Raw genomic sequence first — 25,356 nt, 5'->3', positions numbered from 1 at the left:
CCGTGGGGGCACGCTTGTCCGTCGAAGGGGAGTCGACTACTCTTCGCCCCGTGACACGGATCTCAGCCACATCCATCCTGCCGGTTCTGTCGGCACTCGGGGTCGCGCTGGGCGTGTTCCTGGCCTGCGGCGCGATGGGCGACGGCGCGGCGGTCGCGGGGGTGGCGCTGGCCGCGGCCGGCTGGTCCCTGCTGGCGTGGGACGGGATGCGCAAGGACCGCCGCGGTGCCGCGCTCGCCCGTGCCCACACCGATCTCGAGGCGGCGCTCGCCACCTCCCCCGGCACCTGGCTGATCCTCGGCGCTGACGGGGGCGCGCCGTTCGATGCGTTGGCACGCCGGCTGACACCCGCCGACCGTGCGACCCTGGAGCGGGCCGCGCGGACCCTGTGCGACGGCGGACGGCCGTTCCGCCTCGACCTCGCGACCACCGACGGGGCCCGGCTGGTGCTCGACGGGCGCCGCAGTTCCACCGCCGAGCGCGAGGGCAGCGGGGACGTCCTGTGGATCACCGACGTCAGCGAGGCCCGGGCCGCCCTGGACGCGGAGGGCGCGGCGCGGCGCGCCGCCGAGACGAGCCTCGAGGACCTGCGCGCGGCCCTCGACACCCTGCCCATGCCGGTGTGGCTGCGCCGCGACGCCTGCACGCTCGCCTGGTGCAACACCGCCTATGGCCGCGCCGTGGACGCCGCCGCGGAGCAGGCGGTCGCCGAAGGGCGCGAGCTGCTGGCCGACGGCACCGGGCGCGCGCTGGCCGAACGGGCGCACCGCAACGGCTTCGCCCAATCGGCCCGGGGCCCGGTGGTGATCGGCACGGAGCGCCGGCTGCTGGAGGTGACCGAGGCGCCGCTGCCGGCCTCCAACGGTCACGGGGGCCTGGTGATCGGCTACGCCATCGATCTCACCCCGCTGGAGGACCTGCGCACCGAGCTGCACCGCCACGTCGCGGCCCACGCCGAAGTCCTGGAGCGGCTGGGCACCGCGATCTCGGTGTTCGGCCCGGACACGCGCCTGCGATTCTTCAACCAAGCCTATGCCCGGCTGTGGGAGCTCGACGAGGCCTTCCTGCGCAGCGAGCCCACCCATTCCGAGCTTCTGGAGGAGCTGCGGGTGCGCCGCCGGCTGCCCGAGCACGCCGATTTCCAGAGCTTCAAGCGCGAGCGCCTGTCGGGCTACACGCGCCTGATGGAGCCGTCGGAGGAGCTGCTGCACCTGCCGGACGGGACGACCATCCGGGAAATGGCCGCGCCCCACCCGCTGGGCGGTCTGATCGTGGTCATGGAGGACGTCACGAACACGCTGGCGCTGGAATCCTCCTACAACACCCTGATCGCCGTGCAACAGGAAACCCTCGACAACCTGGCCGAGGGGATCGCGGTGTTCGGTGGCGATGGCCGCCTGAAGCTGTGCAACCCGGCCTTCGCCCGGGTGTGGGACCTGCATGACGAGGACCTGCGCGGCGAGCCGCACATCGGCGAGGTGTTCGACCGCATGCAGCCCTTCCTCGATTCGGGCGGCGACTGGGACGAGTTGAAGGACGAGATGATCGGCGCGACCCTGGAGCGGGCGGAACGGTCCGGCCGGCTGGAGCGGACCGACGGCTCGGTGGTCGAGTTCACCACCGTGCCGCTGCCCGACGGGGCCGTGCTCATCAGCTACCTCGACGTCACCGACAGCGCCCGGCTGGAGCAGGCGCTGCGCGCCGCCAACGCGTCGCTGGAAGCGGCGGACGAGATCAAGAACGAGTTCATCGCCAACGTCTCGCACCATCTGCGCACACCACTCAACGGCATCATCGGCTACGCCGAGGTGCTGGGGAACGAGTATTTCGGCACGCTCAACGCCCGCCAGGCCGAGTACGTGAAGGGCGTTCTGGAAGCCGGCGAGCGCCTTCTGACGCTGGTCGACGACGTCGTCGACCTCACCAGCGTCGGCGCCGGGGTCGCGGCCCTGGACGTGGGCGAGGTGGACGTCGCCCACCTCCTGGACTCCGTCGCCGGGCTGACCCGGGAATGGGCCCGCCGGGAGGGCGTGCGCCTCGACCTGTCGGCCGGGGATGATCTCGGCACCATCCGCGGCGACGAGCGGCGCCTCAAACAGGCCCTGTTCAATCTCGTGGTGTCGGCGATCCGCCGCCCGCCCGACGATGGCCGCATCGTCGTCGACAGTCGGCTGGAGGGCGACGGGATCGTCTTCACGGTGGGCGCCCCGCCCCCTGCCGCCCCGCCGGACACCCCCGCGACGCAGCCCGTCGGGGCGGCGTCGACGCCGGCCGAAGCCGCCGACACCGTCGCGGCGTCCCACGCCGTGGGGGCACCGCCGGAATCCGCCCCCCCGCCCCAGGGGCCGAGCTTGTCCCTGGTCAAGACGGTGATCGAGATGCACGGCGGGCGGATGGCGGTGGACATCACGCCCCGGCACGGATTCCAGGTCCGCTGCATCCTGCCCCGCGGGCCCGCCCCCACCGCGGCCTGACCCCGCCGGTCCCGCCGCCCTCCGCACCGTCACGCGGGACCGCGTCCCGATGGCATCTTGGTGGCAGCACCGAAAGCTGGCAGACTCCGTTCAACGGCGTGGCGCCAGGCGGCCGCACGCGCGGCCCGGGTGCCCCACCACGCCGCACAACCGATCGGGGGAGGATCTCGACATGTCCGAGCATCTCGACGTGGCACGCCAGGGGCGTGTCCTCGTCCTCACAATGAACGACCCGGCCAACCGCAACGCCCTCGGCCTCGACATGATGGGCGAGGCCCGCGAGGCCGTGGTGGAAGCGGGTCACGACGACACCGTCGGCGCGCTGGTGCTGACCGGGGCCGGCGGCGCCTTCAGCTCCGGCGGTCATCTCACCCGGCTCTACGACCACGCCAACAAGTCCCGCTCCGAAAACCGCGAGTCGATCGAGCGATTCCACAGTTGGGTGCGCGCGATGCGCGAATGCCCGAAGCCGATCATCGCCGCCGTCGAAGGGCCGGCCGCCGGGGCGGGGTTCTCCCTGGCGCTGGCGTCGGACCTGATCGTCGCCGCGGAGTCCGCCAGCTTCCTCACCGCCTATGTCCGGGTCGGCCTCAACGCCGACGGCGGCGCCTCGATCTCCCTGGCGCGGGCGCTGCCGCCCCAGCTCTACGCCGAGCTGATGTTCGACGGCGGCCCCGTCTCCGCCTCCCGGCTGCACGGCCTGGGCGTCGTGAACCGCCTGACCGCACCGGGGGGTGCGCTCGCCGAGGCCCTGGCCTGGGCGGAGCGGCTCGCCGCGGGGCCGCCGGCCGCGATCGGCCGGGCCAAGAAGCTGATCGAGCTGGCCTACGGCAACTTCGCCACCCAGCTCGCCCGGGAAAGCGACCTCTTCGTCGAGGCCCTGCACCACGCCGAGGCCGATGAGGGCATCTCCGCCTTCTTCGCCAAGCGGGAGCCCACCTTCCGCGGCGAATGACGGCGCCGGGGGAGGTGGCGCACCCTGTTTCCGCAAGGCCTCCCCCTCCCCGCCCCGCCAGACCGCGACACCCGATGGACACCGACGACCTACTGCCCGCCAACGTCGCCGCCTGGTTCCGGTCCCGGGGCTGGACGCCGCACGACCACCAACGCGCCATGCTCGCCGCCGGCGCGGCGGGCTTGTCCGCGCTCCTCATCGCCCCCACCGGCGGCGGCAAGACGTTGGCCGGCTTCCTGCCAAGCCTGGTGGACCTGTGGGAACGGCCGCGCGAGGGGCTGCACACCCTCTACGTCTCGCCGCTGAAGGCGCTGGCGGTGGACGTCCAGCGCAATCTCGAGGTCCCAGTCGCCGAAATGCGTCTGCCGATCCGGACCGAGACCCGCACCGGCGACACCCCGGATGCGCGCCGGCGGCGCCAGCGGACCCATCCCCCGCAGATCCTGATGACCACCCCGGAAAGCCTGGCGCTGCTGCTCTCCTACCCCGACGCGCCGGCCATGTTCCGTCATCTGCGCTGCGTCGTCGTGGACGAGTTGCACGCTCTGGCCGACGGCAAGCGGGGCGACCTGCTGGCGCTTGGTCTGGCGCGCCTGGCCCGCCTGGCGCCGCTCGCCCGCCGGGTCGGGCTGTCGGCCACGGTGGCCTCGCCCGATCCGTTGCTGGCGTGGCTGTCGACGACGGGCCGGGCGGACGCCGGGGATGTGCGGCTGGTGACGGGCCGGTCCGGCGCCCGGGCCGAGATCGACATCCTCACCACCCGCGAACGCCTGCCCTGGGCCGGCCACATGGCGGTCCACGCGCTGGGCGAGGTCTACGAGCAGATCCGCCGGCACCGCACGACCCTGGTCTTCGTCAACACCCGGGCCCAGGCGGAGCTGGCGTTCCAGGAGCTGTGGCGGCGCAACGAGGACAACCTGCCGATCGCCCTCCACCACGGCTCCCTGGCCGTGGAACAGCGCCGCAAGGTGGAGGCGGCGATGGCCCGCGGGGCGCTGCGCGCGGTGGTCGCCACCTCGTCCCTCGATCTCGGCATCGACTGGGCGGCGGTGGACCTGGTGGTCCAGGTGGGTGCGCCAAAGGGTGCCAGCCGGCTGGTGCAGCGGATCGGCCGCGCCAACCACCGCCTCGACGAGCCGAGCCGTGCCCTGCTGGTGCCGGCCAACCGCTTCGAGGTGTTGGAGTGCCGTGCCGCCAGCGACGCGGTCGCCGCCCACGACCTCGACGAGACACCCTCCCGGCCGGGTGGCCTCGACGTGCTCGCGCAGCACATTCTCGGCATGGCCTGCGCCGAGCCGTTCGCCAGCGACGCCCTCTACCGGGAGGTCACCGCGGCCGCGCCCTATGCCGCCCTCGACCGGGCCACCTTCGACGACGTCGTGGCCTTCGTGTCCACCGGCGGCTACGCGCTGGGCGGCTACGAGCGGTTCCGCCGCCTGGCACCCCAGGACGACGGGCGCATCGCCGTCGCGTCACCCCAGGTGGCGCGGCAGTACCGCCTGAACGTCGGCACCATCGTCCAGGAGGCGATGCTGCGCGTCCGGCTCAACCGCGGGCCGGTGCTGGGCGAGGTGGAGGAGAGCTTCATCCAGCAACTCACCCCCGGGGACACCTTCGTCTTCGCCGGCCAGCTCCTGAAATTCGTCGGCGTGCAGGAGATGGAGGCGCGGGTGGCCAAGGGCGGCCAGGGCGACCCCAAGGTGCCGGCCTACGCCGGTGGCCGCCTGCCCCTGACCACCCGCCTGGCCGAGCGGGTGCGGGCGCTGCTGGCGGATCCTGCGGAATGGGCCGGTCTGCCCGACGCGGTGCGGGAGTGGCTGGACCTGCAGCGCCACCGGTCCGTGCTGCCCGGGCGCGACGGGCTGCTGGTGGAGACCTTCCCGCGCGGCGGCAAGCGCTTCCTGGTCGTCTACGCATTCGAGGGGCGCAACGCCCACCAGACGCTGGGCATGCTGCTGACCCGCCGGATGGAGCGGTCCGGGCTGGCCCCCCTGGGCTTCGTCGCCACCGACTATGTGCTGGCGGTGTGGAGCCTGCGCTCCCCCGACGACCTCGACGCTCTGTTCGACGAGGACATGCTGGGCGACGACCTGGAGGCGTGGATGGCGGATTCCTCCATGCTGCGACGGACCTTCCGCAACGTGGCGGTGATCGCCGGGGTCATCGACCGGCGCCATCCGGGCCAGGAGAAGACGGGCCGCCAGGTCACGTTCTCGTCGGACCTCATCTACGACGTGCTGCGCAAGCACGACCCCGGCCACGTGCTGCTGCGGGCCACCCGGGCCGACGCCGCCGGCGGGTTGACCGATGTCGGGCGCCTGGCCGGGTTCCTCGCCCGCATCCGTGGCCGGATCGTCCACCGCACGCTCGACCGGGTCTCCCCCCTGGCGGTCCCGGTCCTGCTGGAGATCGGCCGCGAGCGGGTCGACGGCGACGCCACCGACGAGGTGCTGGCACGGGCCGCCGCCGATCTCGTGGCGGAGGCGACGGCGGTGTAGGACCCGGCCGGCGCCTTGTTGCGCCGCGGACTCAATGGCACGAAAATCGCACGGCCCGATGACGCCGCCCCCATAGACGGCGCACCGGCTTTTCGCCAATATTCGCAACGGTTGGTTCGATGGTGTGGCTGCGGCGGCGCGGCCCGATGGAGGCTCGGCATGGCGCTCAAGGTGCGTGAGGACTATCGCACCCTCACAGGTCCCGAAAAGGCGGCGATCATGATGCTCGCCTTGGGCGAGGAGCACGCGAGCAAGCTCTTCTCGATGATGGACGACGAGGAGATCAAGGAGCTGTCCCAGGTGATGGCCAACCTGGGCACGGTGTCGGCCAACATCATCGAGCGGCTGTTCGTCGAATTCGCCGAGCAGATGTCGGCCACGGGATCGCTGGTCGGCACCTTCGATTCCACCGAGCGCCTGCTGCTGAAGACGCTGCCCAAGGACAAGGTCGACTCCATCATGGAGGAGATCCGCGGCCCCGCCGGCCGCACCATGTGGGACAAGCTGGGCAACGTGAACGAGACGGTGCTCGCCAACTACCTGAAGAACGAGTATCCGCAGACGGTCGCCGTCGTGCTGTCGAAGGTCCGGCCCGAACACGCCGGCCGGGTGCTGACCCTGCTGCCGGAGAGCTTCGCGATGGAGGTCATCATGCGCATGCTGCGCATGGAGGCCGTGCAGAAGGAGGTGCTGGACGACGTCGAGCGCACGCTGCGGACGGAGTTCATGACCAACCTCGCCCGCACCACGCGGCGCGACAGCCACGAGATGCTGGCCGAGATCTTCAACGGCCTCGACCGCACCACCGAGCACCGCTTCATGGCCGCGCTTGAAGAGCGCAACCGCGACAGTGCCGAGCGCATCAAGGCGCTGATGTTCACCTTCGAGGACCTGGCCAAGATGGACCCGTCGGGCGTCCAGACCCTGCTGCGCAACGTCGACAAATCGAAGCTGGGGACGGCGCTCAAGGGCGCGTCGGAAACCCTCAAGGACCTCTTCTTTTCCAACATGTCGGAACGCGCGGCGAAGATCCTGCGCGAGGACATGGCGGGGATGGGGCCGGTCCGGGTGCGCGAGGTCGACGAGGCGCAGATGTACATGGTGCAGCTCGCCAAGGACCTGGCGGCGCGCGGCGAGATCGTCATCGCCGAAGGCGGCGGCGAGAACGAACTGATCTACTGAGCCGGCGCGCCGGCCCCCGGTTCCATCCAACGCCCGCCGAGGTCGCGGTTTGTCCGCTTCCGTCCCCCTCCAGGCCGGCCCGTCCGCCGTCCCCCCGGCCGAGGCCACCATCACCCTGGCCGGGGCGCGCCTGGTCGCCGATGGCGGCGGGGCGCTGCACTGGCCGGAACAGGCGCTGCTGGCCGTGGCCGACCTGCACCTGGAGAAGGGCTCCCATTTCGCCGCCCACGGCCGGCTGCTGCCGCCCTACGACACCCGGGCGACGCTGGAGCGCCTCGAGGAGGCGGTCCGCCGGTTGCGGCCGCGGCGCGTTCTGTGCCTGGGCGACAGTTTCCACGACGCCGCCGCCGCCGGCCGCCTGGACGCCGAGGACCGCGACCGCCTGCGCCGCCTGACCGCCGCGGTCGACTGGCTGTGGATCGCCGGCAACCATGACCCGGCGCCGCCTGCCGGCCTGGGCGGCCGGGCGGCGCGCGAGGCGGTGGTCGGCCCCCTGACGTTCCGCCACGCCGCCGCACCGGGGGCACGGGGCGAGGTGTCGGGGCACCTCCACCCCGCCGCGGCGGTGCGTCTGCCGCAGCGGCGGATCCGTGCGCGCTGCTTCGCCAGCGACGGCGAGCGGCTGATCCTGCCGGCGTTCGGCGCCTACGCTGGCGGCCTCAACGTGCTGGACCCGGCGTGGGAGGGCGTTCTGGCGCGCCCCTTCGCGGTGCATCTCCTCGCCCGCGGACGGGTGCACCGCTTCCCCCACCACCGGCTGGTGCCGGACCGGCGGTGACGCCGGCCTACTTTCCCCGACGGGTGAACAGGAAGACGAAGACGCCGATGGTGACGGCGAACACGCTGACGGCGCCGGCAAGGGCGATGTAGGTGGGGGTGTCGAAATGCATCGCGCTCCTCCTCGACCGATGGTCCGCGGCACGCCGGTGCGACCGCCGCGCAAGAGTGCGTCCACCGCCGGAGGGGCTCATTGACGATCCGCAGTCGCGGCGAGGCGTGCGACAAAAAGGCCCGGAGGTCGGGGGGACGCCTCCGGGCCTTCGATGCCTGCCGAACTCGAGGGGGGTGTTCGTCAGGAACCGTAGTGTCGAGCTGACGTCCGTCGATCCGGACGATGCCTGCCATCAATCTATTCAAAGATGATCGAGCTGACAAGCGATTTTTATCGACCTGTATTTTGGCACCGTGGTATGGCTCGGCGCTTGATTGGTGCAAAGCGGCATTTTGCGATGCAATTTGCACGAAACGAATTAATTTTACTTAGGTTTCATTGTTGCTTTCGGCGCGCAATCGAACACCCCCGGGCCTTCGCGGCGTCCGCCCCTGGATCGGCGGCACCGGCCGTGGCAGGAAGCCGGGGCGGTGCCGCCGGCTCCAGGCCACCGTTCCCCCCTCCCCGCCCATCGGAAGCCGTCCGCCATGACCGAACAGACCGCCCGTCCCGCCATCGTCTGGTTCCGCCGCGACCTCCGCCTGACCGACAACCCGGCCCTGGCCGCCGCCGCGGCGCGGGGCGGGCCGGTGCTCCCGCTCTACATCCTTGAAGAGGAGCCGGACGAGGCCTGGCGGCCGGGCGCGGCGGCGCGGTGGTGGCTGCACGGCGGGCTGGAGGCGCTGGCGGACGGCCTGGCCCGGCTGGGCAGCCCGCTGCTGCTGCGCCGCGGCGCGCCCGCCTCGGTCCTGGACGCGCTGGTGGCGCGGACGGGTGCCGACGCCGTGTTCTGGAACCGCCGTTACGCCCCGGCCGCCGTCGCCCGGGACCGCGCGCTCAAGCAGCGCCTGACGGAACGGGGGGTGCGGGTGGAGAGCTTCAACGCCTCGCTCCTGTTCGAGCCGTGGGAGGTGCGCACGAAGGGCGGTGGCCCGTTCCGGGTGTTCACGCCGTTCTGGCGGGCCTGCCTCGACCACGCGCCGCCGCCGCCGCCGCTGCGGGCCCCGGCGTCCCTGGCCGCGCCCGCGCGCCCGCCGGAGAGCGAGCGCCTGGCCGATTGGGCCCTGCGCCCGACGACCCCGGACTGGGCGGCCGGGATTCGCGCCGCCTGGACGCCCGGCGAAGCCGCCGCCGCCGCCGCCCTGGGCGTCTTCCTCGACGGCACGGTGGTGGCCTACCGCGGCGACCGGGACCGCCCGGACCGCACGGGCACGTCGCGGCTGTCGCCGCATCTCGCCAGCGGCGACATCGGCCCGCGCCAGATCTGGCATGCGGCGCGGATGGCGGCCGACACCCGCCCCGAGGCGGCGCCCGGCGTCGATGCCTTCCTGCGCGAGGTCGGCTGGCGGGACTTCGCGCACCATCTGCTGCACGACGCGGCCGACCTCGCGGCCGTGCCGCTGGACCCGCGCTTCGCGGCACTGCCCTGGCGCGACGACGCCGACGCGCTCGCGGCATGGCGCCGCGGCCTCACCGGCTATCCGATCGTCGACGCCGGGATGCGCCAGCTCTGGCGCACGGGGTGGATGCACAACCGGGTGCGGATGGTCGCCGCGTCCTTCCTGGTCAAGGATCTGCTGCTGCCCTGGCAGGCCGGCGAGGCGTGGTTCCGCGACACCCTGGTGGACGCCGACCATGCCAACAACGCCATGGGCTGGCAGTGGGTCGCCGGCTGCGGCGCCGACGCCGCACCGTTCTTCCGGGTATTCAACCCGGTGCTCCAGGGCGAGCGCCACGATCCCGACGGCGCCTATGTGCGCGCGCATGTTCCCGAATTGCGCGGTCTGCCGTCCCCGTGGATTCACAAGCCGTGGCAGGCGCCGCCCGCCGTGCTGGCCGCCGCCGGGGTGCGCCTCGGCGACAGCTACCCGCGGCCGATCGTCGACCACGCCGCCGCCCGCCAACGCGCGCTTCTCGCCTACGAGGCGGTCAAGGGCGCGGGGCGGGACTGACCGACGGCCCCGCCGGTGGCCGGCTGGCGTACCAGGCGGCCACCGCCCGCGCCTCGGCGGGGGTGAGCAGGCCGGCGATCCAGGCCATGGCGCCCAGCGGATCGCTGGTCCGCGTGCCGTGGCGCCAATCCGCCAGGGTGGCCCGCAGATAGGAGGCGTGCTGTCCGGCGAGGGCCGGCAAGGCCGGCGGCAGGCCGGTGCCGCCGGCGCCGTGGCAGGAGTCGCACGCCGGCAGGCCGCGCGCGGGGTCGCCGTCCAGGGCCAGCGCGCGGCCGAGGGCGCGTGGCGCCCCGTCCACCGTCGCGGCGGCGACCGTCGCCCCGCCCGGCTCCGCCGTCTGCCCGGCGTAGTGGACGGACACGTCGCGCATGGCCCGGTCGTCGAGGCCGCGCGCAACCGACACCATGGCCGGGTCGTGGCGTTGGCCGGAGGCATAGTCCTTGAGCTGCTTGTAGAGGTAGAAGGGCGTCAGCGTGTCGAGGCGCGGATAGCCGGCGGCCGCGTCACCGCCGCCGTCCAGGCCGTGGCATCCCAGGCACGCCGTGTCCAGCCCTCCGGGACCGGCGCCGACGGCCACCGCGCGGCCGCGCACGGCGTCGCCGCCGTCGATCGCGGCGAGCGGCGACACGGGCGCGGCGGCCAGCGCCAGCGCCGTGGCCAGAATCCTCGCGCCCCGTTCGCCGCCCATGCCGATCACCCTGGCCCGTCCCGCATGGGCAAGGCAACGCCGCCCCGGGCGGCGGGTTCCCGCCGCGCCGGATCAGCGCGGGCGGTCATCCGACCGGGCGCGTGGGCATGTGGTGATGGCCATGGTCGCAGACACCCCGGGCGTGCTTGTCGTCGCAGCTCTCCCCGGACGGCGCCAAGCCGATCCAGGCGTCGATGAGCGTGGGGTCGAAGCCGGCCTCGCGCCGCCCGTCCACCTCGATGAGCGGCCGGCGGATCAGCGCCGGATCGGCGAGCATGGCATCCAGCGCGGCCGCCTCGTCGAGGGCCGCGGGGTCGACCGCGCCGCGTTTGACCGCCGGGGCGCGGCGGTTGAACCACTCCGCCACCGGCCGCTCGCCGAACCAGGCGCGCAGGGACTCGCGGGTCCACGGCTCCTGCGCCAGATCGCGCACCGACACCGCATGGCCCGCCGCCGCGAGCTGCTGGCGCTGCCTGGCGTTGGCCGGGCAGTCGGCCACGCCGTAGAAGATCACCTCCGCCATCGAGTATCCTCATTCAAAGTATGGATATTCGACTATAGCGGAGTGCGCCCACCGACCGGTAGCCCGATCTTCGCGGGTGCGGAACGCCCGCAGCCCGGCCTACTTCACGATCTCGAGGACGTACAGCGTCTCCTCGATGACGTTGTTGTAGGTGTCCATGGCGTAGCGGATCTCGTCCTGGCCGACCTCGCCCGCGGTCATCTTCTGCGCCCAGCGCACGGACAGGCGGTGGTCGACCTTGGCCACCGTGAAGTCCACGTCGTGGTAGAGGCCGAGCGGCGTGTTGGCCTTGCCCTCCGCCAGCACCTGACGGTTCCAGGCCTTGTTGAACAGGAACAGGGTTTCCAGCGTCACCGGGCGCACATGGGTGGGGTCGCTGATGAAGGAGTCGCTGCGCGGGTGAGGGACGATGATCTCGACCTGGGCGCCCGCCCGGCCGACGCGGTGGAGCTCCTTCATCACCCCGATGAAGACGTCGGGGGCCGCGCCGAGATGCTCCAGCACGTGGACCAGCGCGATCGCGTCGGCGCTGCCGGTCTCGAAGGGCCAGGGAAACACCTCCAGGTCCCACACCACGTCCGGCGCGAAGTCGGCATGCTTGTCGACGTTGACGTAGCCGTCGCGCTTGTTGCCGCCACACCCGAGGTTGAGCTTCATCGGTCCCTCCTTCAGACAGCCCCCCGCCACACCTGGTACTGGGGTGTCGTCGCCAGCAGTTCCGCCGCGCGGAACGCGCCCTGGAACAGTGCCCCGGCCCCGGCCGTGCGCTGCATGACGGCGATCAGCGCCCCGCGCGGCCGGAGACGGGACGCCGCCCCCCGAACCAGTGCGTCGAGGGTGCCGAAATCCTCCTCCTTGCCACGATGCAGGGGCGGGTTGGACAGGATCAGGTCGAAATGCCGGCCGGTGGCCAAGCCGGCCCAGCCGTCGCTGGAGACCAGGGCCGCGCCGGGGACGTTCTGGGCGGCGGCGTGCAGGGCGACCGCATCGACGTCCAGCAGGGTGAGATCGGCGCCCGGACACCGCTCCCGCACGACGCGCGCGATGGCACCGCCACCGCAGCCGAAATCGAGGATGCGCGGCGTGCCCGCCAGCGCCGGCAGCGTTTCCAGCAGGCACGCCGTGCCGGGATCCAGGCGGCCATGGGCGAACAGGCCGGGGTACGACACCAGGTCGATCGCCGTCGCGGCACCGGGAGGAACGACGCTCACCGTCTCCCGCCAGCCCTCCAGGGTGCCGCGCGCCGCCACCCCGGCCGTCCGCCGGCCGCGCAGGACGCGGGCGCGGCGCTTGACGGCCAGCGTCTCCGGCGCCTCGACCAGCCCGTCCAGCCGGCCGGCCACCGAGGCGATCCCTTCGTCGTTGCCGCCATAGAGCCACACCGGCGCACCGGGGGCCAGCCGGGCGGCCAGGGCATGCAGGGTCATCGCGAAGGCACCCCACCCCCGGGGCAGGCGCAGCACGGCGCCGTCGACCTGGCCGTCGGGCGGCCAGGGCGCGGCCTCGCGGCCGCCATAGGCCATGCGGTGCCAGGGCACCACCGCCGTCCCGGCGCCGGCCAGCGCGCCCTCCACGGCGCCGTCGTGGTCGCCGGCGACCAGGACGCGGCCCGGCGGCGGCACCGCGGCGGGCACGTCGGCGGCCAGGACGGCGGCGGCAACCGCCGCGATCTCCGCCTCGCGGCCGCCGCCGCGCTGGGCCAGACGCCCCGTCGCCAAGGCCTGGCTCACCCCTTGTCCCGCATCAGGCGGGCCTTGTCGCGCTGCCAGGTGCGCTCCTTCTCCGTCTCGCGCTTGTCGACCTTCTTCTTGCCGGTGGCGAGGCCGAGCTCCAGCTTGGCGATGCCGCGGTCGTTGAAGTACAGCGACATGGGAACCAGGGTGACGCCCTTCTGCTTGATGGCGCCCATGAGCTTGTCGAGCTCGCGCCGGTGCACCAGCAGCTTGCGCGGCCGCCGCACCTCGTGCTGCAGCCAGCGCCCGGCCAGTCCGTACTCCGGAACGTGGGCGTTGTAGAGGAAGAGCTGCCCGCCACGGTCCACCCCGGCGTAGGCCTCGTTGATGGAGGCCTTGCCGGTGCGCAGCGATTTGACCTCGGTGCCGGTCAGCATGATGCCGGCCTCGAGCGTGTCATTGATGAAGTAGTCGAAACGGGCCCGGCGGTTCTGCGCCGCGATCCGCCTCGGCTCAGGCTCGCGCGCTGCCAAGACTCAACTCCTCTCCTTCGGAACCGCCGCTCAGGACAACAGCCCGGTGGCGGCCATGGCGTCGCGCACCACCGCGCGGGTGGCGTCGGAGATCGGCACCAGCGGCAGCCGCACCTCCTCCGTGCCGTGGCCGAGCAGGCTGGCCGCGAACTTCACCGGACCCGGCGAGGTCTCGACGAACAGCGCGTGGTGCAGCGGCATCAACCGGTCGCGCAGCGCGAAGCAGGTCGCGAGGTCGCCGTCGCGCCAGGCGTTCTGCATGGCCGCGCACAGCCCGGGCGCCGCGTTGGCGGTCACCGAGATGCAGCCGACGCCGCCCTGGGCGTTGAAGGCGATGGCCGTCGCGTCCTCGCCGGAGAGCTGGCAGAACTCCGGCCCGATCTCGACACGGGTGCGCAGCGGCCGCGCCAGGTCCGCGGTGGCGTCCTTGACGCCGACGATGTTGGGCAATTTGGCCAGCCGGGCCATGGTCGCCACCGACATATCGACGACACTGCGCCCCGGAATGTTATAAATGATGATCGGCAAATCCGCGGCGTCATGGATCGCTTTGAAATGCTGGAACAGACCCTCTTGCGTCGGCTTGTTGTAATACGGCGTCACGACAAGCGCGGCGGCCGCCCCGGCCTGCTTGGCGTGCCGGGTGAGCGCGATCGCCTCCTCGGTGGCGTTGGAGCCGGTGCCGGCGATCACCGGAACCCGCCCGGCCGCAGCCTCGACGCACAGCTCCACCACACGGCGATGCTCGTCGTGGGTGAGCGTGGGCGACTCACCCGTGGTGCCGCAGGGAACGAGGCCGTGCGTCCCTTCGCGCACCTGCCAGTCGACGAAGGACTGGAAGGCGGCCTCGTCGACTTTGCCGGCCTTGAACGGCGTCAAGAGAGCGACGATGGAACCCTGGAACATGCCGACCACCTCCGTCCGACTGCAAAAAAAACGTCGCGCACCTTAGCCGCACGCCGGAGCCTGGGCAAGTGCGCCAGGACCGCAGTGACCGCAGGACTCGCCTGCCTCGCCGTCGCGCTGGCGGCGCCGTTCACGGCCGCCGCGGCGCCCCTGAGCGCCCAGGACGCCGCCCTCTACCAGCAGGCCTTCGCCGCCGCCGACCGCGAGCGCTTCGACGAGGCCGGGCGGATCGCCGCCGCCGCCCGCGACCGCCTGCCGGCCAAGGTCCTGCAATGGATGCGCCTGGCCACCCCGGGCGAGGCCGGCTTCGCCGAGATCGCCGCGTTCGCCGCCGCCAACCCCGGCTGGCCGAACCAGGCCGGCCTGCGTCGCGCCGCGGAGGCGGCGATGCCGGCGGCGCTCGCCACGGCGGACGTGCTGCGTTGGTTCGAGGCCAACCCGCCGCTCACCGGCGACGGCGCCCTGCGCCACGCCGCGGCCCTTGTCGACGCCGGCCGCAGCGACCAGGCGGTGGCGCTGGTGCGCGAGCGCTGGCGGCGCGGCGGCTTCGCGGCCGCCGCCGACGAGCGCCGGGTGCTCGACCGCTTTGGCGCCAGGCTGCAGCGCGCCGATCACCTCGAGCGCCTCGACGCGCTGCTGTGGGACCACCGCGACGACGCGGCGCGGCGCCTGTTCCCGCTGGTCGATCAGGGCCATCGCCTGCTGGCGGAGGCCCGCATCGCGGTCGCCACGGGGCGCGGCGGCGTCGACGCGGCGGTGGCCCGCGTCCCCGCCGCGCTGCGCGCGGACCCCGGCCTGGTGTACGAACGGCTGCGCTTCCGCCGCCGCCGCGGCGACGACGACGGGGCGGTGGAGATGCTGCTGCGCCAGCCCGTCGACCTCGGCCGGCCGGCCCTCTGGTGGACCGAGCGCCACATCCTGGCGCGCCGGGCCATCGACCAGGGGAATCACCGCCTCGCCTACCGGATCGTCGCCGGACACAAGCAGGACGACGGTGTGCCCCAGGCCGACGCGGAGTTCCTGGCCGGCTGGCTGGCGCTGCGCTTCCTTGGCCGGCCGGACGACGCGTTCGCCCATTTCCACAAGCTCTACAGGTCCGTCGGCTCGCCCATCAGCAAGGCGCGCGGGGCCTATTGGACCGGCCGCGCCGCCGAGGCGCGCGGCGACCGGGCGGCGGCCCGCACCTGGTACGGAACCGCCGCCGCCTTCTCCACCACCTTCTACGGCCAGATGGCGTCGAGCCATCTCGGCACGCCCCCGGCGCTCCCCGCCGAGCCCAGGCTGACACAAGCCGCGGTCGACACCTACGACCGGCGGGAGCTGGCGCGCGCGGCGCGGATGATGGCCCAGGTCGAGGGGGCGCGCGACGAACGGGTCACGGCGTTCCTGCGCCGTCTCGCCCTCGACTCCGGGAGTCCGGAAGAGTACGCCCTGGCGGCCCGGCTGGCGCGCGCCCTCGGTCGCCCGGAACTCGCGGTGGCCGCCGCCAAGGACGCGGCGCAGCAGCACATATTCCTGTTGGAGAGCGGGTATCCGGTGGTTGACACCCGCAGCACCGACCCCGAGCCGGCGCTGGTCCAGGCGATCATCCGCCAGGAAAGCACCTTCAACCCGGTCGTCGTGTCCTCCGCCGGCGCCCGCGGCCTGATGCAGCTGATGCCGGGAACGGCGAAGCTGGTGGCCCGCCGCCTCGGCGTCAGCCACAACCTCGGTCAGCTCACCAGCGATCCGCACCACAACGTCCGCCTCGGTTCGGCCTACATCGCCGACCTGCTCGACCGCTTCAACGGGTCGCACGTGCTGGCCATCGCCTCCTACAACGCCGGGCCAGCGCGGGTGGCATCCTGGCTCAACCAATACGGCGACCCGCGCGCCGAGGGCATCGACGTGATCGATTGGATGGAGCTGATCCCGTTCTCCGAAACGCGCAACTACGTCCAGCGCGTGCTCGAGGCGCTGATCGTCTACCGCGGCCGCCTCGGCGACGCCGGCGCCGACCTCGACCTCGGCCGGGAGCTGCGCCGATGACCGCGCCCCTCGCCGCCGCCCGCGCCGTCGTCTTCGACGCCTACGGCACCCTGCTCGACGTCGCCGCCGCAGCGCGCAGCTGCCAGGCCGCGCTGGGCGACGCCGCCGCTCCCTTGGCCGCGACATGGCGGACCAAGCAACTCGAATACACCTGGCTGCGCAGCCTCATGAGGGACTACGCCGATTTCTGGCAGGTCACGGGCGACGCGCTGGATTTCGCGATGGACGCCCACGGCGTGGCCGACCCTGGCCTGCGGGCGCGCCTGATGGAGCTCTACTTCCATCTCGACGCCTACGCCGACGCGGTGCCGGCGCTGGTTGCGGCGCGCGCCGGCGGGCGGCGCACCGCCATCCTCTCGAACGGGTCGCCCGCCATGCTCGGCGCCGCGGCCGCCGGGGCCGGCCTGTCCCCCCTGCTCGACCACCTCCTGTCGGTGGATGGACTGCGCGTCTACAAGCCCGACCCGGCGGTGTACCAACTCGCCTGCGACACGCTGGCGCTCGCCCCGTCGGACATCCTCTTCGTCTCCGCCAACGGCTGGGACGCGGCGGGCGCCGCGGCCTTCGGATTCACCGTGGCCTGGCTCAACCGCACCGGCGCCCCGCGCGAGCGACTGCCCGCCGCACCGCGGGTCGAGCTGCGCAGCCTCGCCGACCTGCCGCCCCTTCTCGCCGCATCGCCGTAACCGCCGGACCGCGCAGACGACGGCGCAGGGTCACACAAACTTTCCCATTCTTGTCTTAAGGCGTGCCCGTTTTCGATTACAGTTCGGATCAACAGCTTGGGTGGTTACCTGAGATCCGAGGGATTAACACCAAAGATTACTTCGTGGCATCGGGGCCGTGAAAGGGTTTGTTAACCGTGCCGGGCGCTTTTTACCCAGGCACGTTGACCCCGCGCAGCGGCAAGAACCCGCGCTAAAGGAGCACGAGAACGATGCCCGGTCCGTCCATGTCCGAAGAGATCCGCAAGGCCTGCCGTATCCACGCCCGCCTGCTCGACGCCTTCATCGAGCTGACGCAGAAGGAGATGAACCAACTCCAGCCGGGCTTCGCCGAGGAGAGCCTGCGCGAGACGCTGGAAAACATGCGGGCGGCCCGCAAGTCCTATGGCTCCGCGGGGGGCGTGACCGTGGTGTCGAACGCCGCGTGAGCGAACCGGCGGCACTGCCGCCGCCGCCGGGGCAGCCGGTGGCAGTACCGGCACCGGGCCGCCGGCACCCGGACCCGCCCGCCCCACGCCGGGCATGGGGCGCGGGGGCCTGGGGCGGGCCAGGGGAATGCGCCCCCGCACCGGCAGGCCGGTCAGGGCGCTGCCGGCTCAACCTTTCTTCGGGCCCGCGGCTTGCGTGGCGCCGGGGCCGCGGCGGTCGCCTCGTCCGACGCGCTGGCCGCCGGTGTCTTGGCCGCCGCCGGCTTCCGTGTCTTGGCACCAGCCGGCGTCTTTGCGGCCGAGGTCGTCTTTGCCGCCCGCGCCGTGCCGGACGGCGGCGCGTCGGCGAGGGTGATGGTGGGCGGCGCAAGCTCCTGCTCCGCGCGGTACCAGTGCTCGCCATCACGCCCGTCGGGGCACCCTTCCTCGATCCAGATGGTGTAGGCGCGCTCGCGGATGCGATCCTCTCGGTACGGGTCCATCCCCCTCACCCCCCTTGTCTTCCGATCCGCCGGGATCCGGTCCGCCGAATGGTGCCGAAACCCAGGACGGCGCGCAAGACCACTCACTCCGCAGCGCCGTCCTCCGCCTGCCGGCGTTGCACGGCGCGCCAACGGGCGACGTTCCGGTTGTGCTCGGACAGGGTGCGGGAGAAGGCATGGCCGCCGGTTCCGTCGGCCACGAAGTAGATGTAGTCGTGGCGTTCCGGATTCAGCACCGCGTCGATCGAGGCCCGTCCCGGACTGGCGATGGGGCCCGGCGGCAGCCCGTCGGCGACGTAGGTGTTGTAGGGCGAGTCGACCTTCCAGTCCGCCCGGGTCAGTGGGCGCCCCAGGTCGCCGCCGCCCTCGGTGAGGGCGTAGATCACCGTGGGATCGGACTGCAGCCGCATGCCGCTGCGCAGACGGTTCATGAACACCCCGGCGACCCGCGCCCGTTCCGCCGGAACGCTGGTCTCCTTCTCGACGATGGAGGCGAGAACCAGCGCCTGCTCCGGGGTGTCGAAGGGCAGGTCGTCGGCGCGCGACTCCCAGGCCTGCGACAACGCCGTCCGCATGGCGGTCTTCATCCGCTCGACCACCGCGGCGCGGCTGTCGCCATAGGAAAAATGATAGGTCTCGGGGAGCAGCCCCCCCTCGCCGGGAGGTTCGCCGACGGGGCCGGACAGGCCCGGCTCACCGTCGACCAGGGCCAGGATCTGCGGCACCGTCAGACCCTCGGGCACGGTCAAGCGGCGGACCACCGTGCGCCCCTGGCGAAGCTGCTTGAGGACGCCGTCGATGCTGACACCGGGGGCGAAGGCGTACTCGCCCGCCTTCAGCTCCCGGACCGCGCCGGTGAGCTTCGCACCGACCATGAACAGCAGCGGCGAGTCGACGACCCCCGCGTCGCCCAGCGACAGCGCGATGGCCTCGAGCCCGCTGCCGCGCGGCACCACCACGTTCGCCGGCTCCGCCAGCGGACCCGGCGCGTTGATGCGCAGGCCGGCCCAGAAGAGACCGGCGGCGACCGCCGCGGCGGCGGCGAGTGCCCCCGCGCCGATCCGGAGGCCCCACCCCATGCGGCCCTCCCTAGGCGACTTCGCGGAAGACCAGCGTCGCGTTGGTCCCGCCGAAGCCGAAGGAGTTCGACAAGGCGGCACGGACGCGGCGTTCCTGGGCCTGCTTGGGCACCAGGTTCACCCCGACGCAGCTGTCCGACGGGTTGTCCAGGTTCAGGGTCGGCGGCACCACGCCGTGGTTGATCGCCTTGATCGAATAGATCGCCTCGACGGCGCCGGCGGCGCCAAGCAGGTGACCGATCGCCGACTTGGTGGACGACATCGCGACGCCCTCGATCGCCGACCCGAACAGGCGACGGACGGCGCCCAGCTCGATCTCGTCCCCGAGCGGCGTGGAGGTGCCGTGGGCGTTGACGTAGTCGATATCCTCCAGGCTGAGGCCGGACCGCTGCAACGCCATGCGCATGGAGCGATAGCCGCCGCTGCCGTCCTCGGCCGGCGCCGAAATGTGGTACGCGTCGCCGGACAGCCCGTAGCCGACGACCTCGGCGTAGATCTGGGCACCGCGCTTGCGCGCGTGCTCGTACTCCTCCAGCACCACGACGCCGGCGCCCTCGCCGATCACGAAGCCGTCGCGGTCGCGGTCGTAGGGACGCGACGCCTTCTCCGGCGTGTCGTTGAAGGACGACGACAGCGCGCGCATGGCGGCGAAGCCGGCGACGCCCAGGCGGCACACCGCGCTCTCCGTGCCGCCGGCGACCATCACGTCGGCGTCGCCGAGCATGATGAGGCGGCTGGCGTCGCCGATCGCATGGGCGCCGGTGGAGCAGGCCGTCACCACCGCGTGGTTGGGGCCCTTGAAGCCGTGTTGGATCGAAATGTGGCCCGACGCCAGATTGATCAGGCAGCCGGGGATGAAGAAGGGCGACAGGCGACGCGGACCGCGCTCCTTGAGCGTGATCGCCCCCTCCGCGATGCCGGGAAGGCCGCCGATGCCGGAACCGACCATGACGCCGGTCCGCTCGCGCTCCTCCTCGGTCGCTGGTTTCCAGCCGGAATCCCGGACCGCCTCATCCGCCGCCGCGATGGCGAAGAGGATGAAATCGTCCATCTTGCGCTGGTCCTTGGGCGGGACCACCGTGTCCGGATTGAACGCGCCGTCCCCGCTGCCGCGCGGCACCTGCCCGCCGATTTTCGACGCGAGATCGGAGACGTCGAACGACGTGATCGCACGGATGCCCGACTCGGCATCGATCAGCCGCTGCCAGTTGTGGTTGTGGCCCACGCCCAGCGGCGTGACCATGCCCAGGCCGGTGACGACGACACGTCTCATGGGATTCCTTGACCTCTTCCTAACATGCCCACGACGGCCAGGCTTCCTGTCGGCGTGCCTGGCCCCCGGTTCCACCCCCCAGCCGTCAGGCTGCGGAGTTCGACTTGATGAAGTCGATGGCGTCCTTCACCGTCAGGATCTTCTCGGCGGCGTCGTCCGGGATCTCGCAGCCGAACTCTTCTTCGAAGGCCATAACCAGCTCGACGGTGTCGAGACTGTCGGCACCGAGATCGTCGATGAACGAGGACTCCTCCTTCACCTTGTCCTCTTCCACACCCAGGTGGTCCACAACGATCTTCTTAACGCGCGCGGCGATATCACTCATGTTCGTCGACCTTCCAAATCCTTTGACCGTTCTGGCCAAATGCTTGACCGCTTGGGCGAATCCGGCGGACCCGGCGCACGCGATGGAGCGCGTCGTACCGCCGCGAAAAGCCCCGTCCGATAACACATTTCCCCAGGCTTGACCAGCGCCCCCGGGGTCCCGATTCAACGACTTTCGTCGCTTTCCGTCCGCCTCAGATCATCGCCATGCCGCCATTCACATGCAGCGTCTGGCCGGTGACATAGGCGGCCTCCTCGCTGGCGAGGTAAACAACCCCCGCCGCGATCTCCGACGGCTCGCCCATGCGGCCGGCGGGGATGGCGCTCAACAACTTGTCCTTCTGGTCGCCGGTCAGGGCGTCGGTCATCGCCGTGGTGATGAAACCGGGGGCCACGCAGTTCACCGTGACGTTGCGCGATGCCACCTCTGCGGCGAGCGCCTTGGACATGCCGATCATGCCCGCCTTCGACGCGGCGTAGTTGGCCTGCCCGGGGTTTCCGGTCACGCCGACGATCGAGGTGATGCCGACGATTCGCCCCCAGCGCCGCTTCATCATGCCGCGCAGCACCGCGCGCGACAGGCGGAAGGCGGCGGTCAGGTTGACGTCGAGAACCTGCTGCCAATCCTCGTCCTTCATGCGCAGGACAAGCTGGTCGCGGGTCAGACCCGCGTTGTTCACCAGGATGTCGATGCGCCCGCCCAGCGCCGCCTCGGCGTCCTTGGCCAGCTGCTCGGTCGCGGCGGCGTCCGACAGGTTGCCCGGTGCCAGCACCACGCGTTCCCCGCCGATCCCGGCGGCCAGGGATTCCAGCGCCGCCACCCGGGTGCCCGACAGGGCCACGGTCGCGCCCCGGGCGTGCAGGGCCTTGGCGATGGCGGCGCCGATGCCGCCCGACGCGCCGGTCACCAGCGCGCATTTTCCCGTCAGATCGAACATGTTGGGTCTCACAGGCTCTTGAGGAACGACTCTACGTCGGACGGCGTGCCCACCGAGGTGGCCGACACCTCCTTGTCGATGCGCTTGGCCAGCCCGGCGAGCACCTTCCCGGCGCCCAGCTCGACCAGCGACCCCACACCTTGCTCCTTCATATAGAGCACGCTCTCGCGCCAGCGCACCATCCCGGTCACCTGCTCGACCAGCAAGCGGCGGATCTCGACGGGATCGCTGACGGCGGCGGCCGTCACGTTGGCGACCACCGGCACCTCGGGCGCCAGCAAGGTCACCGCCTCCAGCGCCTCGGCCATGGCGTCCGCCGCCGGCTGCATCAGCGGGCAGTGGAACGGGGCGCTCACCGGCAGCTTGACCGAGCGCTTGAGGCCGCGCTCCGCGGCGATGGCGACGGCCCGGTCGATCGCCGCGGCGTGGCCGGAAAGGACCACCTGCCCGGCCGCGTTGTCGTTGGCCACGGTGCACACCTCGCCCTGCGCGGCGGCCTCCGCGACGGCCTGCGCCTGCCCGACGTCGGCGCCGAGAAGGGCGGCCATACCGCCCTGCCCGACCGGCACCGCCTTCTGCATCGCCTGGCCGCGCCGCTTCAGCAGCCGGGCCGCATCGCCCAGGGTCAGGGTGCCGGCGGCGCACAGCGCCGAATACTCGCCCAGCGAGTGGCCGGCGACGAACACGGCGTGGCGGCGCAGGTCGAGCCCGCCCTCGGCGCGCAGCACCCGCAGCACGGCGACGCTGACCGCCATCAGGGCGGGCTGCGCGTTCTCGGTCAAGGTGAGCTCGTCGTCCGGCCCCTCGAACATGAGGCGCGACAGCCCCTGGGAGAGCGCGTCGTCGACCTCCTCGAAGGTCAGCCGCGCGGCCTCGAAGGATTGTGCCAGTTCGCGGCCCATGCCGACGGCCTGGCTGCCCTGCCCGGGAAAGACGAACGCCCGTGTCATAGTCGCTCTGAAACCTCCGATGGCGTGGCGTCATGGCGCCGCCGCCGCGCCCCTTGATGGCGAATTGGCCGACAGTCATACTGGCGAAACCGTGCAAGTCAAGCGGGGCGCGCGGCGCATTCCACCACCCCGTTGCTTCCCACAATGGACGAGGGGCCGTTTGGTCGCGCGTGACCGCGTGATTTTCGCACCACTTGCCTCTTGCCGCCCGGGACGTTCTGTGTATAGTGCGCCGCTTCGCAACTCCTTGCCGGCGTGCATCCGTGCCGTCGGCTAGGACCGGGCGGTCGGCCGTGCGCCCCCATGGGGATCGGAACGACGCCGGTCCATGAACAGCCATGGGGAGTCATATGGCTTTTTACGAGTGCGTGCTGATCGCACGCCAGGACATCTCGGCCGCCCAGGCCGAGCAGCTCGGTGAGACCTACGCCCAGATCGTCCGCGACAACGGCGGCCAGGTGACCAAGTCCGAGTACTGGGGTCTGAAGACCCTCACCTACAAGATCAAGAAGAACCGCAAGGGCCACTACACGATGCTCCACATCGACGCGCCGTCCGCGGCCGTGCTCGAGATGGAGCGGAACATGAGCCTGAGCGAGGATGTGCTGCGCTACATGTCGCTGCGCGTCGACGCCCTCGACCCCAACCCGTCGGTGATGATGCAGAGCCGCGGCGAGCGCAGCGACCGCGGTGACCGCGGCGACCGTGGCCCGCGCCGCTTCGACGACCGTGGCCCGCGTCCGCCGCGCCGCGACGCGCCGCCGCAGACCACCACCGCCGAAGGGGAGTCCGCCTGATGAGCGACAAGCAGACCTCGGGAGCCCCGCGTTCCGGCGGCGGCCCGCGCCGTCCGTTCTTCCGCCGCCGCAAGACCTGCCCGTTCTCGGGCGCCAACGCGCCGGCGATCGACTACAAGGACGTCAAGCTCCTGTCCCGCTTCATCTCGGAGCGCGGCAAGATCGTTCCGAGCCGGATCACCGCGGTGTCGGCGAAGAAGCAGCGCGAACTGGCCCGCGCCATCAAGCGCGCCCGGTTCCTGGCCCTCCTGCCTTACATCGTGAAGTAAGGACGGGATAAGGAACGGGTCGAACGCGACTCTGAGGAACGGGCTGACACCATGCCGACAGGGCCCCTGCAAGCGGCGTTGGCCGTCGCGATGGCCGGCGGTTTGGCCAGCGCGCTGCTCTACGTGTCGGTGCTGACCGGCGGGTTCGGTGCGCTGATCCTGGTGTATCTGGCGCCTCTGCCGCTGTTCGTGGTGGGCCTCTGGCTCGGCACGGCGGCGGCGGCGATCGCCGGAGGCGCGGCGGCCGCCCTGGTGCTGGTCGCCACGGGTGACCTGGTGGCCATGCTGGGCTACGCGGCGACCGGCGTCGTGCCGGCGCTGTTCGTGGTCCGCCAGGCCCTGCTGGCGCGACCGTCACCCGCGGGTGACGGCGGCGGCGGCGGCCTGGAGTGGTACCCGCCCGGCCACCTGGTGATGGGCCTTGCCGGCCTCGGCATCGCGGCGGTTCTGGTCGCGGTGCTGCTGGCGTCGGGGGAACCCGGCGGGCTGGAGGCGATGGTCCGGGAGGTGCTGCGCGGCATGGCCGAGCAGTTCGCACCGGACGGCGAGCCGGCACCGGTGGTCGAGGACTTCGCCTTCGCATCGGCGATGCCGGGCGTCGTGGCGGTCTCCTGGCTGCTGATGACGATCGTCAACGGCGCGCTGGCGCAAGGCCTGCTGATGCGGTTCGGCCGCAACCGGCGGCCGCCGATGCGTCTGGCGGACCTCGACCTGCCGTCCTGGGCGCCGCCCCTGTTCGCGGCGGTGATCCTCGGGGCGATGGTGCTGCCGGGCGTGGCCGGGTTCGTGGCGCTCAACGTGGCGCTGGTGCTGGCCCTGCCCTTCGCCTTCGCCGGGCTGTCGGTGGTGCATGTCTTCGCGACCCGGGTGCGGTCGCGGACGGCGTTCATGGTCGGGTTCTATCTGTTTCTGTTTCTCTTCGGGTGGCCGATGATCGTGATGGTCGGCCTGGGCGTGATCGAGCAGTGGATGGGGCTTCGCCGCCGGATCAGGGCGGCGGGCTCCGATCAGGAGGACGAGTGATGGAAGTCATTCTTTTGGAGCGGGTCGAGAAGCTCGGCCAAATGGGTCAGGTTGTGAAGGTTCGTGCGGGCTTTGCCCGCAACTTCCTCCTGCCCCAGAAGAAGGCGCTGCGCGCCACCAAGTCAAATCTGGAGTTCTTCCAGAAGCAGCGGGCCAACCTTGAGGCCGTCAACCTCGAGCGGCGCAAGGACGCGGAGTTCGTCTCGACGAAGATGAACGGCGTCGCCGTCGTCATCACCCGTCAGGCGGGCGAGACCGGCGTGCTCTACGGCTCGGTGTCGAGCCGCGACATCGCCGACGCCCTGGACGGGGCCGGCTACAAGGTCGAAAAGCGGCAGGTCTCCATCGACCAGCCGATCAAGACGCTCGGCCTGTTCCAGGTGCGGATCGTCCTGCACCCCGAGGTCAGCGTCAACGTGACGGTGAACGTCGCCCGCTCGCTGGAGGAAGCCGAGCTTCAGGCCCAGCGCGGCGGCATGGTCACCGCCGCCGACCTGATGGAGGAGGAGGAGGAGCAGGAGGCCGCCGCCGCCGCGGCCGCCGCCGCCACCGACGAGGAGGCTGCGGAGGACTGATCCTCCCCGGCCCCACCGTCACCCGCTCGTCCGGAAACCGCCCATGCCCTGCGCGCATGGGCGGCTTTCCGTTTTGTGCGTGACCTCTGCCCCTGTGCATCCCGGCTTTCGCCCCCCACGTCATAACAAGGGGTGGACGAACGATTGATG

25 protein-coding genes are annotated in these 25,356 nt (G+C 71.9%); 13 read left to right on the top strand and 12 right to left on the bottom strand.

Annotated features, from left to right (window positions below):
• Positions 1 to 50 precede the first annotated feature (50 nt).
• The 6 genes from AC6H2I_RS03760 (at position 51) to AC6H2I_RS03735 (ending at position 9,992) form a co-directional block, all read left to right on the top strand.
• Positions 51 to 2,474: a sensor histidine kinase gene (locus tag AC6H2I_RS03760; protein WP_497499232.1), complete on the top strand. Its 2,424-nt coding sequence runs from the start codon at positions 51 to 53 to the stop codon at positions 2,472 to 2,474.
• A 172-nt stretch (positions 2,475 to 2,646) separates the two neighbouring features.
• Positions 2,647 to 3,429: an oxepin-CoA hydrolase, alternative type gene (locus AC6H2I_RS03755; RefSeq protein WP_497499231.1), complete on the top strand. Its 783-nt coding sequence runs from the start codon at positions 2,647 to 2,649 to the stop codon at positions 3,427 to 3,429.
• A gap of 74 nt (positions 3,430 to 3,503) precedes the next feature.
• Entirely contained in the window at positions 3,504 to 5,927 is a 2,424-nt protein-coding gene (locus AC6H2I_RS03750) for a ligase-associated DNA damage response DEXH box helicase (protein WP_497499230.1), read from the top strand.
• A 159-nt stretch (positions 5,928 to 6,086) separates the two neighbouring features.
• Positions 6,087 to 7,109, top strand: a complete 1,023-nt coding sequence (gene fliG / locus AC6H2I_RS03745; RefSeq protein ID WP_497499229.1) for a flagellar motor switch protein FliG — start codon at positions 6,087 to 6,089, stop codon at positions 7,107 to 7,109.
• A 49-nt stretch (positions 7,110 to 7,158) separates the two neighbouring features.
• Positions 7,159 to 7,887, top strand: coding sequence for a ligase-associated DNA damage response endonuclease PdeM (gene pdeM, locus AC6H2I_RS03740; protein ID WP_497499228.1), 729 nt, complete (start codon positions 7,159 to 7,161; stop codon positions 7,885 to 7,887).
• Between the two features lie 641 nt (positions 7,888 to 8,528).
• Entirely contained in the window at positions 8,529 to 9,992 is a 1,464-nt protein-coding gene (locus AC6H2I_RS03735; protein ID WP_497499227.1) for a cryptochrome/photolyase family protein, read from the top strand.
• Here the strand turns inward: AC6H2I_RS03735 and AC6H2I_RS03730 are convergent.
• The 6 genes from AC6H2I_RS03730 to dapA all read right to left on the bottom strand — a co-directional run bounded on the left by AC6H2I_RS03730 (position 9,970) and on the right by dapA (position 14,315).
• Positions 9,970 to 10,680 (bottom strand): c-type cytochrome, encoded by a 711-nt coding sequence (locus tag AC6H2I_RS03730; protein ID WP_497499226.1) that lies wholly within the window; start codon positions 10,678 to 10,680, stop codon positions 9,970 to 9,972. The two genes, AC6H2I_RS03735 and AC6H2I_RS03730, sit on opposite strands and share 23 nt — an antisense overlap.
• Positions 10,681 to 10,765: 85 nt before the next feature.
• Positions 10,766 to 11,203, bottom strand: coding sequence for an ArsC/Spx/MgsR family protein (locus AC6H2I_RS03725; protein WP_497499225.1), 438 nt, complete (start codon positions 11,201 to 11,203; stop codon positions 10,766 to 10,768).
• 99 nt (positions 11,204 to 11,302) lie between these two features.
• Entirely contained in the window at positions 11,303 to 11,860 is a 558-nt protein-coding gene (locus AC6H2I_RS03720; RefSeq protein ID WP_497499224.1) for a class I SAM-dependent methyltransferase, read from the bottom strand.
• Between the two features lie 11 nt (positions 11,861 to 11,871).
• A complete protein-coding gene (locus tag AC6H2I_RS03715) occupies positions 11,872 to 12,933 on the bottom strand; it encodes a class I SAM-dependent methyltransferase (protein WP_497499223.1) in 1,062 nt (353 codons plus the stop codon).
• A complete protein-coding gene (smpB, locus tag AC6H2I_RS03710; RefSeq protein ID WP_497499222.1) occupies positions 12,930 to 13,409 on the bottom strand; it encodes an SsrA-binding protein SmpB in 480 nt (159 codons plus the stop codon). Before smpB ends, AC6H2I_RS03715 begins: the two co-directional genes overlap by 4 nt.
• A 30-nt stretch (positions 13,410 to 13,439) precedes the next feature.
• Positions 13,440 to 14,315 carry a 4-hydroxy-tetrahydrodipicolinate synthase gene (dapA, locus tag AC6H2I_RS03705; protein ID WP_497499221.1) on the bottom strand — a complete coding sequence of 292 codons (876 nt, stop codon included), beginning with the start codon at positions 14,313 to 14,315 and terminating at the stop codon, positions 13,440 to 13,442.
• Positions 14,316 to 14,399: 84 nt separating this feature from the next.
• On the opposite strand from dapA, the gene AC6H2I_RS03700 reads away from it, so the two are divergent.
• From AC6H2I_RS03700 to AC6H2I_RS03690, 3 genes are all read left to right on the top strand, one after another.
• Positions 14,400 to 16,343: a lytic transglycosylase domain-containing protein gene (locus AC6H2I_RS03700; protein ID WP_497499220.1), complete on the top strand. Its 1,944-nt coding sequence runs from the start codon at positions 14,400 to 14,402 to the stop codon at positions 16,341 to 16,343.
• Positions 16,340 to 17,029: a haloacid dehalogenase type II gene (locus tag AC6H2I_RS03695; protein WP_497499219.1), complete on the top strand. Its 690-nt coding sequence runs from the start codon at positions 16,340 to 16,342 to the stop codon at positions 17,027 to 17,029. The genes AC6H2I_RS03700 and AC6H2I_RS03695 overlap by 4 nt, the downstream gene beginning before the upstream one ends.
• Positions 17,030 to 17,280: 251 nt before the next feature.
• A complete protein-coding gene (locus AC6H2I_RS03690) occupies positions 17,281 to 17,496 on the top strand; it encodes a hypothetical protein (protein ID WP_497499218.1) in 216 nt (71 codons plus the stop codon).
• Between the two features lie 152 nt (positions 17,497 to 17,648).
• Here AC6H2I_RS03690 and AC6H2I_RS03685 read toward each other — a convergent pair whose 3' ends face one another.
• The 6 genes from AC6H2I_RS03685 to fabD form a co-directional block, all read right to left on the bottom strand.
• A complete protein-coding gene (locus AC6H2I_RS03685) occupies positions 17,649 to 17,978 on the bottom strand; it encodes a DUF2934 domain-containing protein (RefSeq protein ID WP_497499217.1) in 330 nt (109 codons plus the stop codon).
• 83 nt (positions 17,979 to 18,061) lie between these two features.
• Positions 18,062 to 19,057: an endolytic transglycosylase MltG gene (mltG, locus tag AC6H2I_RS03680; protein WP_497499216.1), complete on the bottom strand. Its 996-nt coding sequence runs from the start codon at positions 19,055 to 19,057 to the stop codon at positions 18,062 to 18,064.
• A gap of 10 nt (positions 19,058 to 19,067) precedes the next feature.
• Positions 19,068 to 20,330 (bottom strand): beta-ketoacyl-ACP synthase II, encoded by a 1,263-nt coding sequence (gene fabF, locus AC6H2I_RS03675; protein WP_497499215.1) that lies wholly within the window; start codon positions 20,328 to 20,330, stop codon positions 19,068 to 19,070.
• Positions 20,331 to 20,415: 85 nt separating this feature from the next.
• Entirely contained in the window at positions 20,416 to 20,655 is a 240-nt protein-coding gene (locus tag AC6H2I_RS03670) for an acyl carrier protein (RefSeq protein WP_497499214.1), read from the bottom strand.
• A gap of 193 nt (positions 20,656 to 20,848) precedes the next feature.
• Positions 20,849 to 21,592 (bottom strand): 3-oxoacyl-[acyl-carrier-protein] reductase, encoded by a 744-nt coding sequence (fabG, locus tag AC6H2I_RS03665; protein WP_497499213.1) that lies wholly within the window; start codon positions 21,590 to 21,592, stop codon positions 20,849 to 20,851.
• An 8-nt stretch (positions 21,593 to 21,600) separates the two neighbouring features.
• The gene (fabD, locus tag AC6H2I_RS03660) at positions 21,601 to 22,542 is read right to left on the bottom strand and encodes an ACP S-malonyltransferase (RefSeq protein ID WP_497499212.1); all 942 of its coding nucleotides are present in this window, start codon (positions 22,540 to 22,542) and stop codon (positions 21,601 to 21,603) included.
• A 350-nt stretch (positions 22,543 to 22,892) separates the two neighbouring features.
• Between fabD and rpsF the strand changes: the two genes are divergently transcribed.
• The 4 genes from rpsF to rplI are packed head-to-tail and all read left to right on the top strand — an operon-like array spanning position 22,893 to position 25,206.
• Positions 22,893 to 23,339: a 30S ribosomal protein S6 gene (gene rpsF, locus AC6H2I_RS03655; protein WP_497499211.1), complete on the top strand. Its 447-nt coding sequence runs from the start codon at positions 22,893 to 22,895 to the stop codon at positions 23,337 to 23,339.
• A complete protein-coding gene (gene rpsR / locus AC6H2I_RS03650; RefSeq protein WP_029006782.1) occupies positions 23,339 to 23,608 on the top strand; it encodes a 30S ribosomal protein S18 in 270 nt (89 codons plus the stop codon). Before rpsF ends, rpsR begins: the two co-directional genes overlap by 1 nt.
• A 51-nt stretch (positions 23,609 to 23,659) precedes the next feature.
• Complete coding sequence (locus tag AC6H2I_RS03645) at positions 23,660 to 24,631, top strand: DUF2232 domain-containing protein (RefSeq protein WP_497499210.1); 972 nt, start codon at positions 23,660 to 23,662, stop codon at positions 24,629 to 24,631.
• Positions 24,631 to 25,206: a 50S ribosomal protein L9 gene (rplI, locus tag AC6H2I_RS03640; RefSeq protein WP_497499209.1), complete on the top strand. Its 576-nt coding sequence runs from the start codon at positions 24,631 to 24,633 to the stop codon at positions 25,204 to 25,206. Before AC6H2I_RS03645 ends, rplI begins: the two co-directional genes overlap by 1 nt.
• The last annotated feature ends 150 nt before the right edge of the window (positions 25,207 to 25,356 follow it).

This window comes from Azospirillum sp. NS33 (assembly GCF_059703765.1).
Note: the sequence above shows the minus strand (reverse complement) of the source record. Positions and strands in the feature narration are given on the sequence as shown.

What these genes read in the sequence shown, in the direction of transcription:
- AC6H2I_RS03690 (WP_497499218.1), top strand. Translation starts at nt 17,281, where the DNA reads ATGCCCGGTCCGTCCATGTCCGAAGAGATCCGCAAGGCCTGCCGTATC.
- AC6H2I_RS03670 (WP_497499214.1), bottom strand. Translation starts at nt 20,655, where the DNA reads ATGAGTGATATCGCCGCGCGCGTTAAGAAGATCGTTGTGGACCACCTG.
- fabF (WP_497499215.1), bottom strand. Translation starts at nt 20,330, where the DNA reads ATGAGACGTGTCGTCGTCACCGGCCTGGGCATGGTCACGCCGCTGGGC.
- rplI (WP_497499209.1), top strand. Translation starts at nt 24,631, where the DNA reads ATGGAAGTCATTCTTTTGGAGCGGGTCGAGAAGCTCGGCCAAATGGGT.
- fabG (WP_497499213.1), bottom strand. Translation starts at nt 21,592, where the DNA reads ATGTTCGATCTGACGGGAAAATGCGCGCTGGTGACCGGCGCGTCGGGC.
- AC6H2I_RS03750 (WP_497499230.1), top strand. Translation starts at nt 3,504, where the DNA reads ATGGACACCGACGACCTACTGCCCGCCAACGTCGCCGCCTGGTTCCGG.
- AC6H2I_RS03730 (WP_497499226.1), bottom strand. Translation starts at nt 10,680, where the DNA reads ATGGGCGGCGAACGGGGCGCGAGGATTCTGGCCACGGCGCTGGCGCTG.
- AC6H2I_RS03685 (WP_497499217.1), bottom strand. Translation starts at nt 17,978, where the DNA reads ATGGACCCGTACCGAGAGGATCGCATCCGCGAGCGCGCCTACACCATC.
- AC6H2I_RS03720 (WP_497499224.1), bottom strand. Translation starts at nt 11,860, where the DNA reads ATGAAGCTCAACCTCGGGTGTGGCGGCAACAAGCGCGACGGCTACGTC.
- rpsF (WP_497499211.1), top strand. Translation starts at nt 22,893, where the DNA reads ATGGCTTTTTACGAGTGCGTGCTGATCGCACGCCAGGACATCTCGGCC.
- fliG (WP_497499229.1), top strand. Translation starts at nt 6,087, where the DNA reads ATGGCGCTCAAGGTGCGTGAGGACTATCGCACCCTCACAGGTCCCGAA.
- dapA (WP_497499221.1), bottom strand. Translation starts at nt 14,315, where the DNA reads ATGTTCCAGGGTTCCATCGTCGCTCTCTTGACGCCGTTCAAGGCCGGC.
- mltG (WP_497499216.1), bottom strand. Translation starts at nt 19,057, where the DNA reads ATGGGGTGGGGCCTCCGGATCGGCGCGGGGGCACTCGCCGCCGCCGCG.
- AC6H2I_RS03735 (WP_497499227.1), top strand. Translation starts at nt 8,529, where the DNA reads ATGACCGAACAGACCGCCCGTCCCGCCATCGTCTGGTTCCGCCGCGAC.
- AC6H2I_RS03645 (WP_497499210.1), top strand. Translation starts at nt 23,660, where the DNA reads ATGCCGACAGGGCCCCTGCAAGCGGCGTTGGCCGTCGCGATGGCCGGC.
- rpsR (WP_029006782.1), top strand. Translation starts at nt 23,339, where the DNA reads ATGAGCGACAAGCAGACCTCGGGAGCCCCGCGTTCCGGCGGCGGCCCG.
- AC6H2I_RS03725 (WP_497499225.1), bottom strand. Translation starts at nt 11,203, where the DNA reads ATGGCGGAGGTGATCTTCTACGGCGTGGCCGACTGCCCGGCCAACGCC.
- fabD (WP_497499212.1), bottom strand. Translation starts at nt 22,542, where the DNA reads ATGACACGGGCGTTCGTCTTTCCCGGGCAGGGCAGCCAGGCCGTCGGC.
- AC6H2I_RS03755 (WP_497499231.1), top strand. Translation starts at nt 2,647, where the DNA reads ATGTCCGAGCATCTCGACGTGGCACGCCAGGGGCGTGTCCTCGTCCTC.
- AC6H2I_RS03695 (WP_497499219.1), top strand. Translation starts at nt 16,340, where the DNA reads ATGACCGCGCCCCTCGCCGCCGCCCGCGCCGTCGTCTTCGACGCCTAC.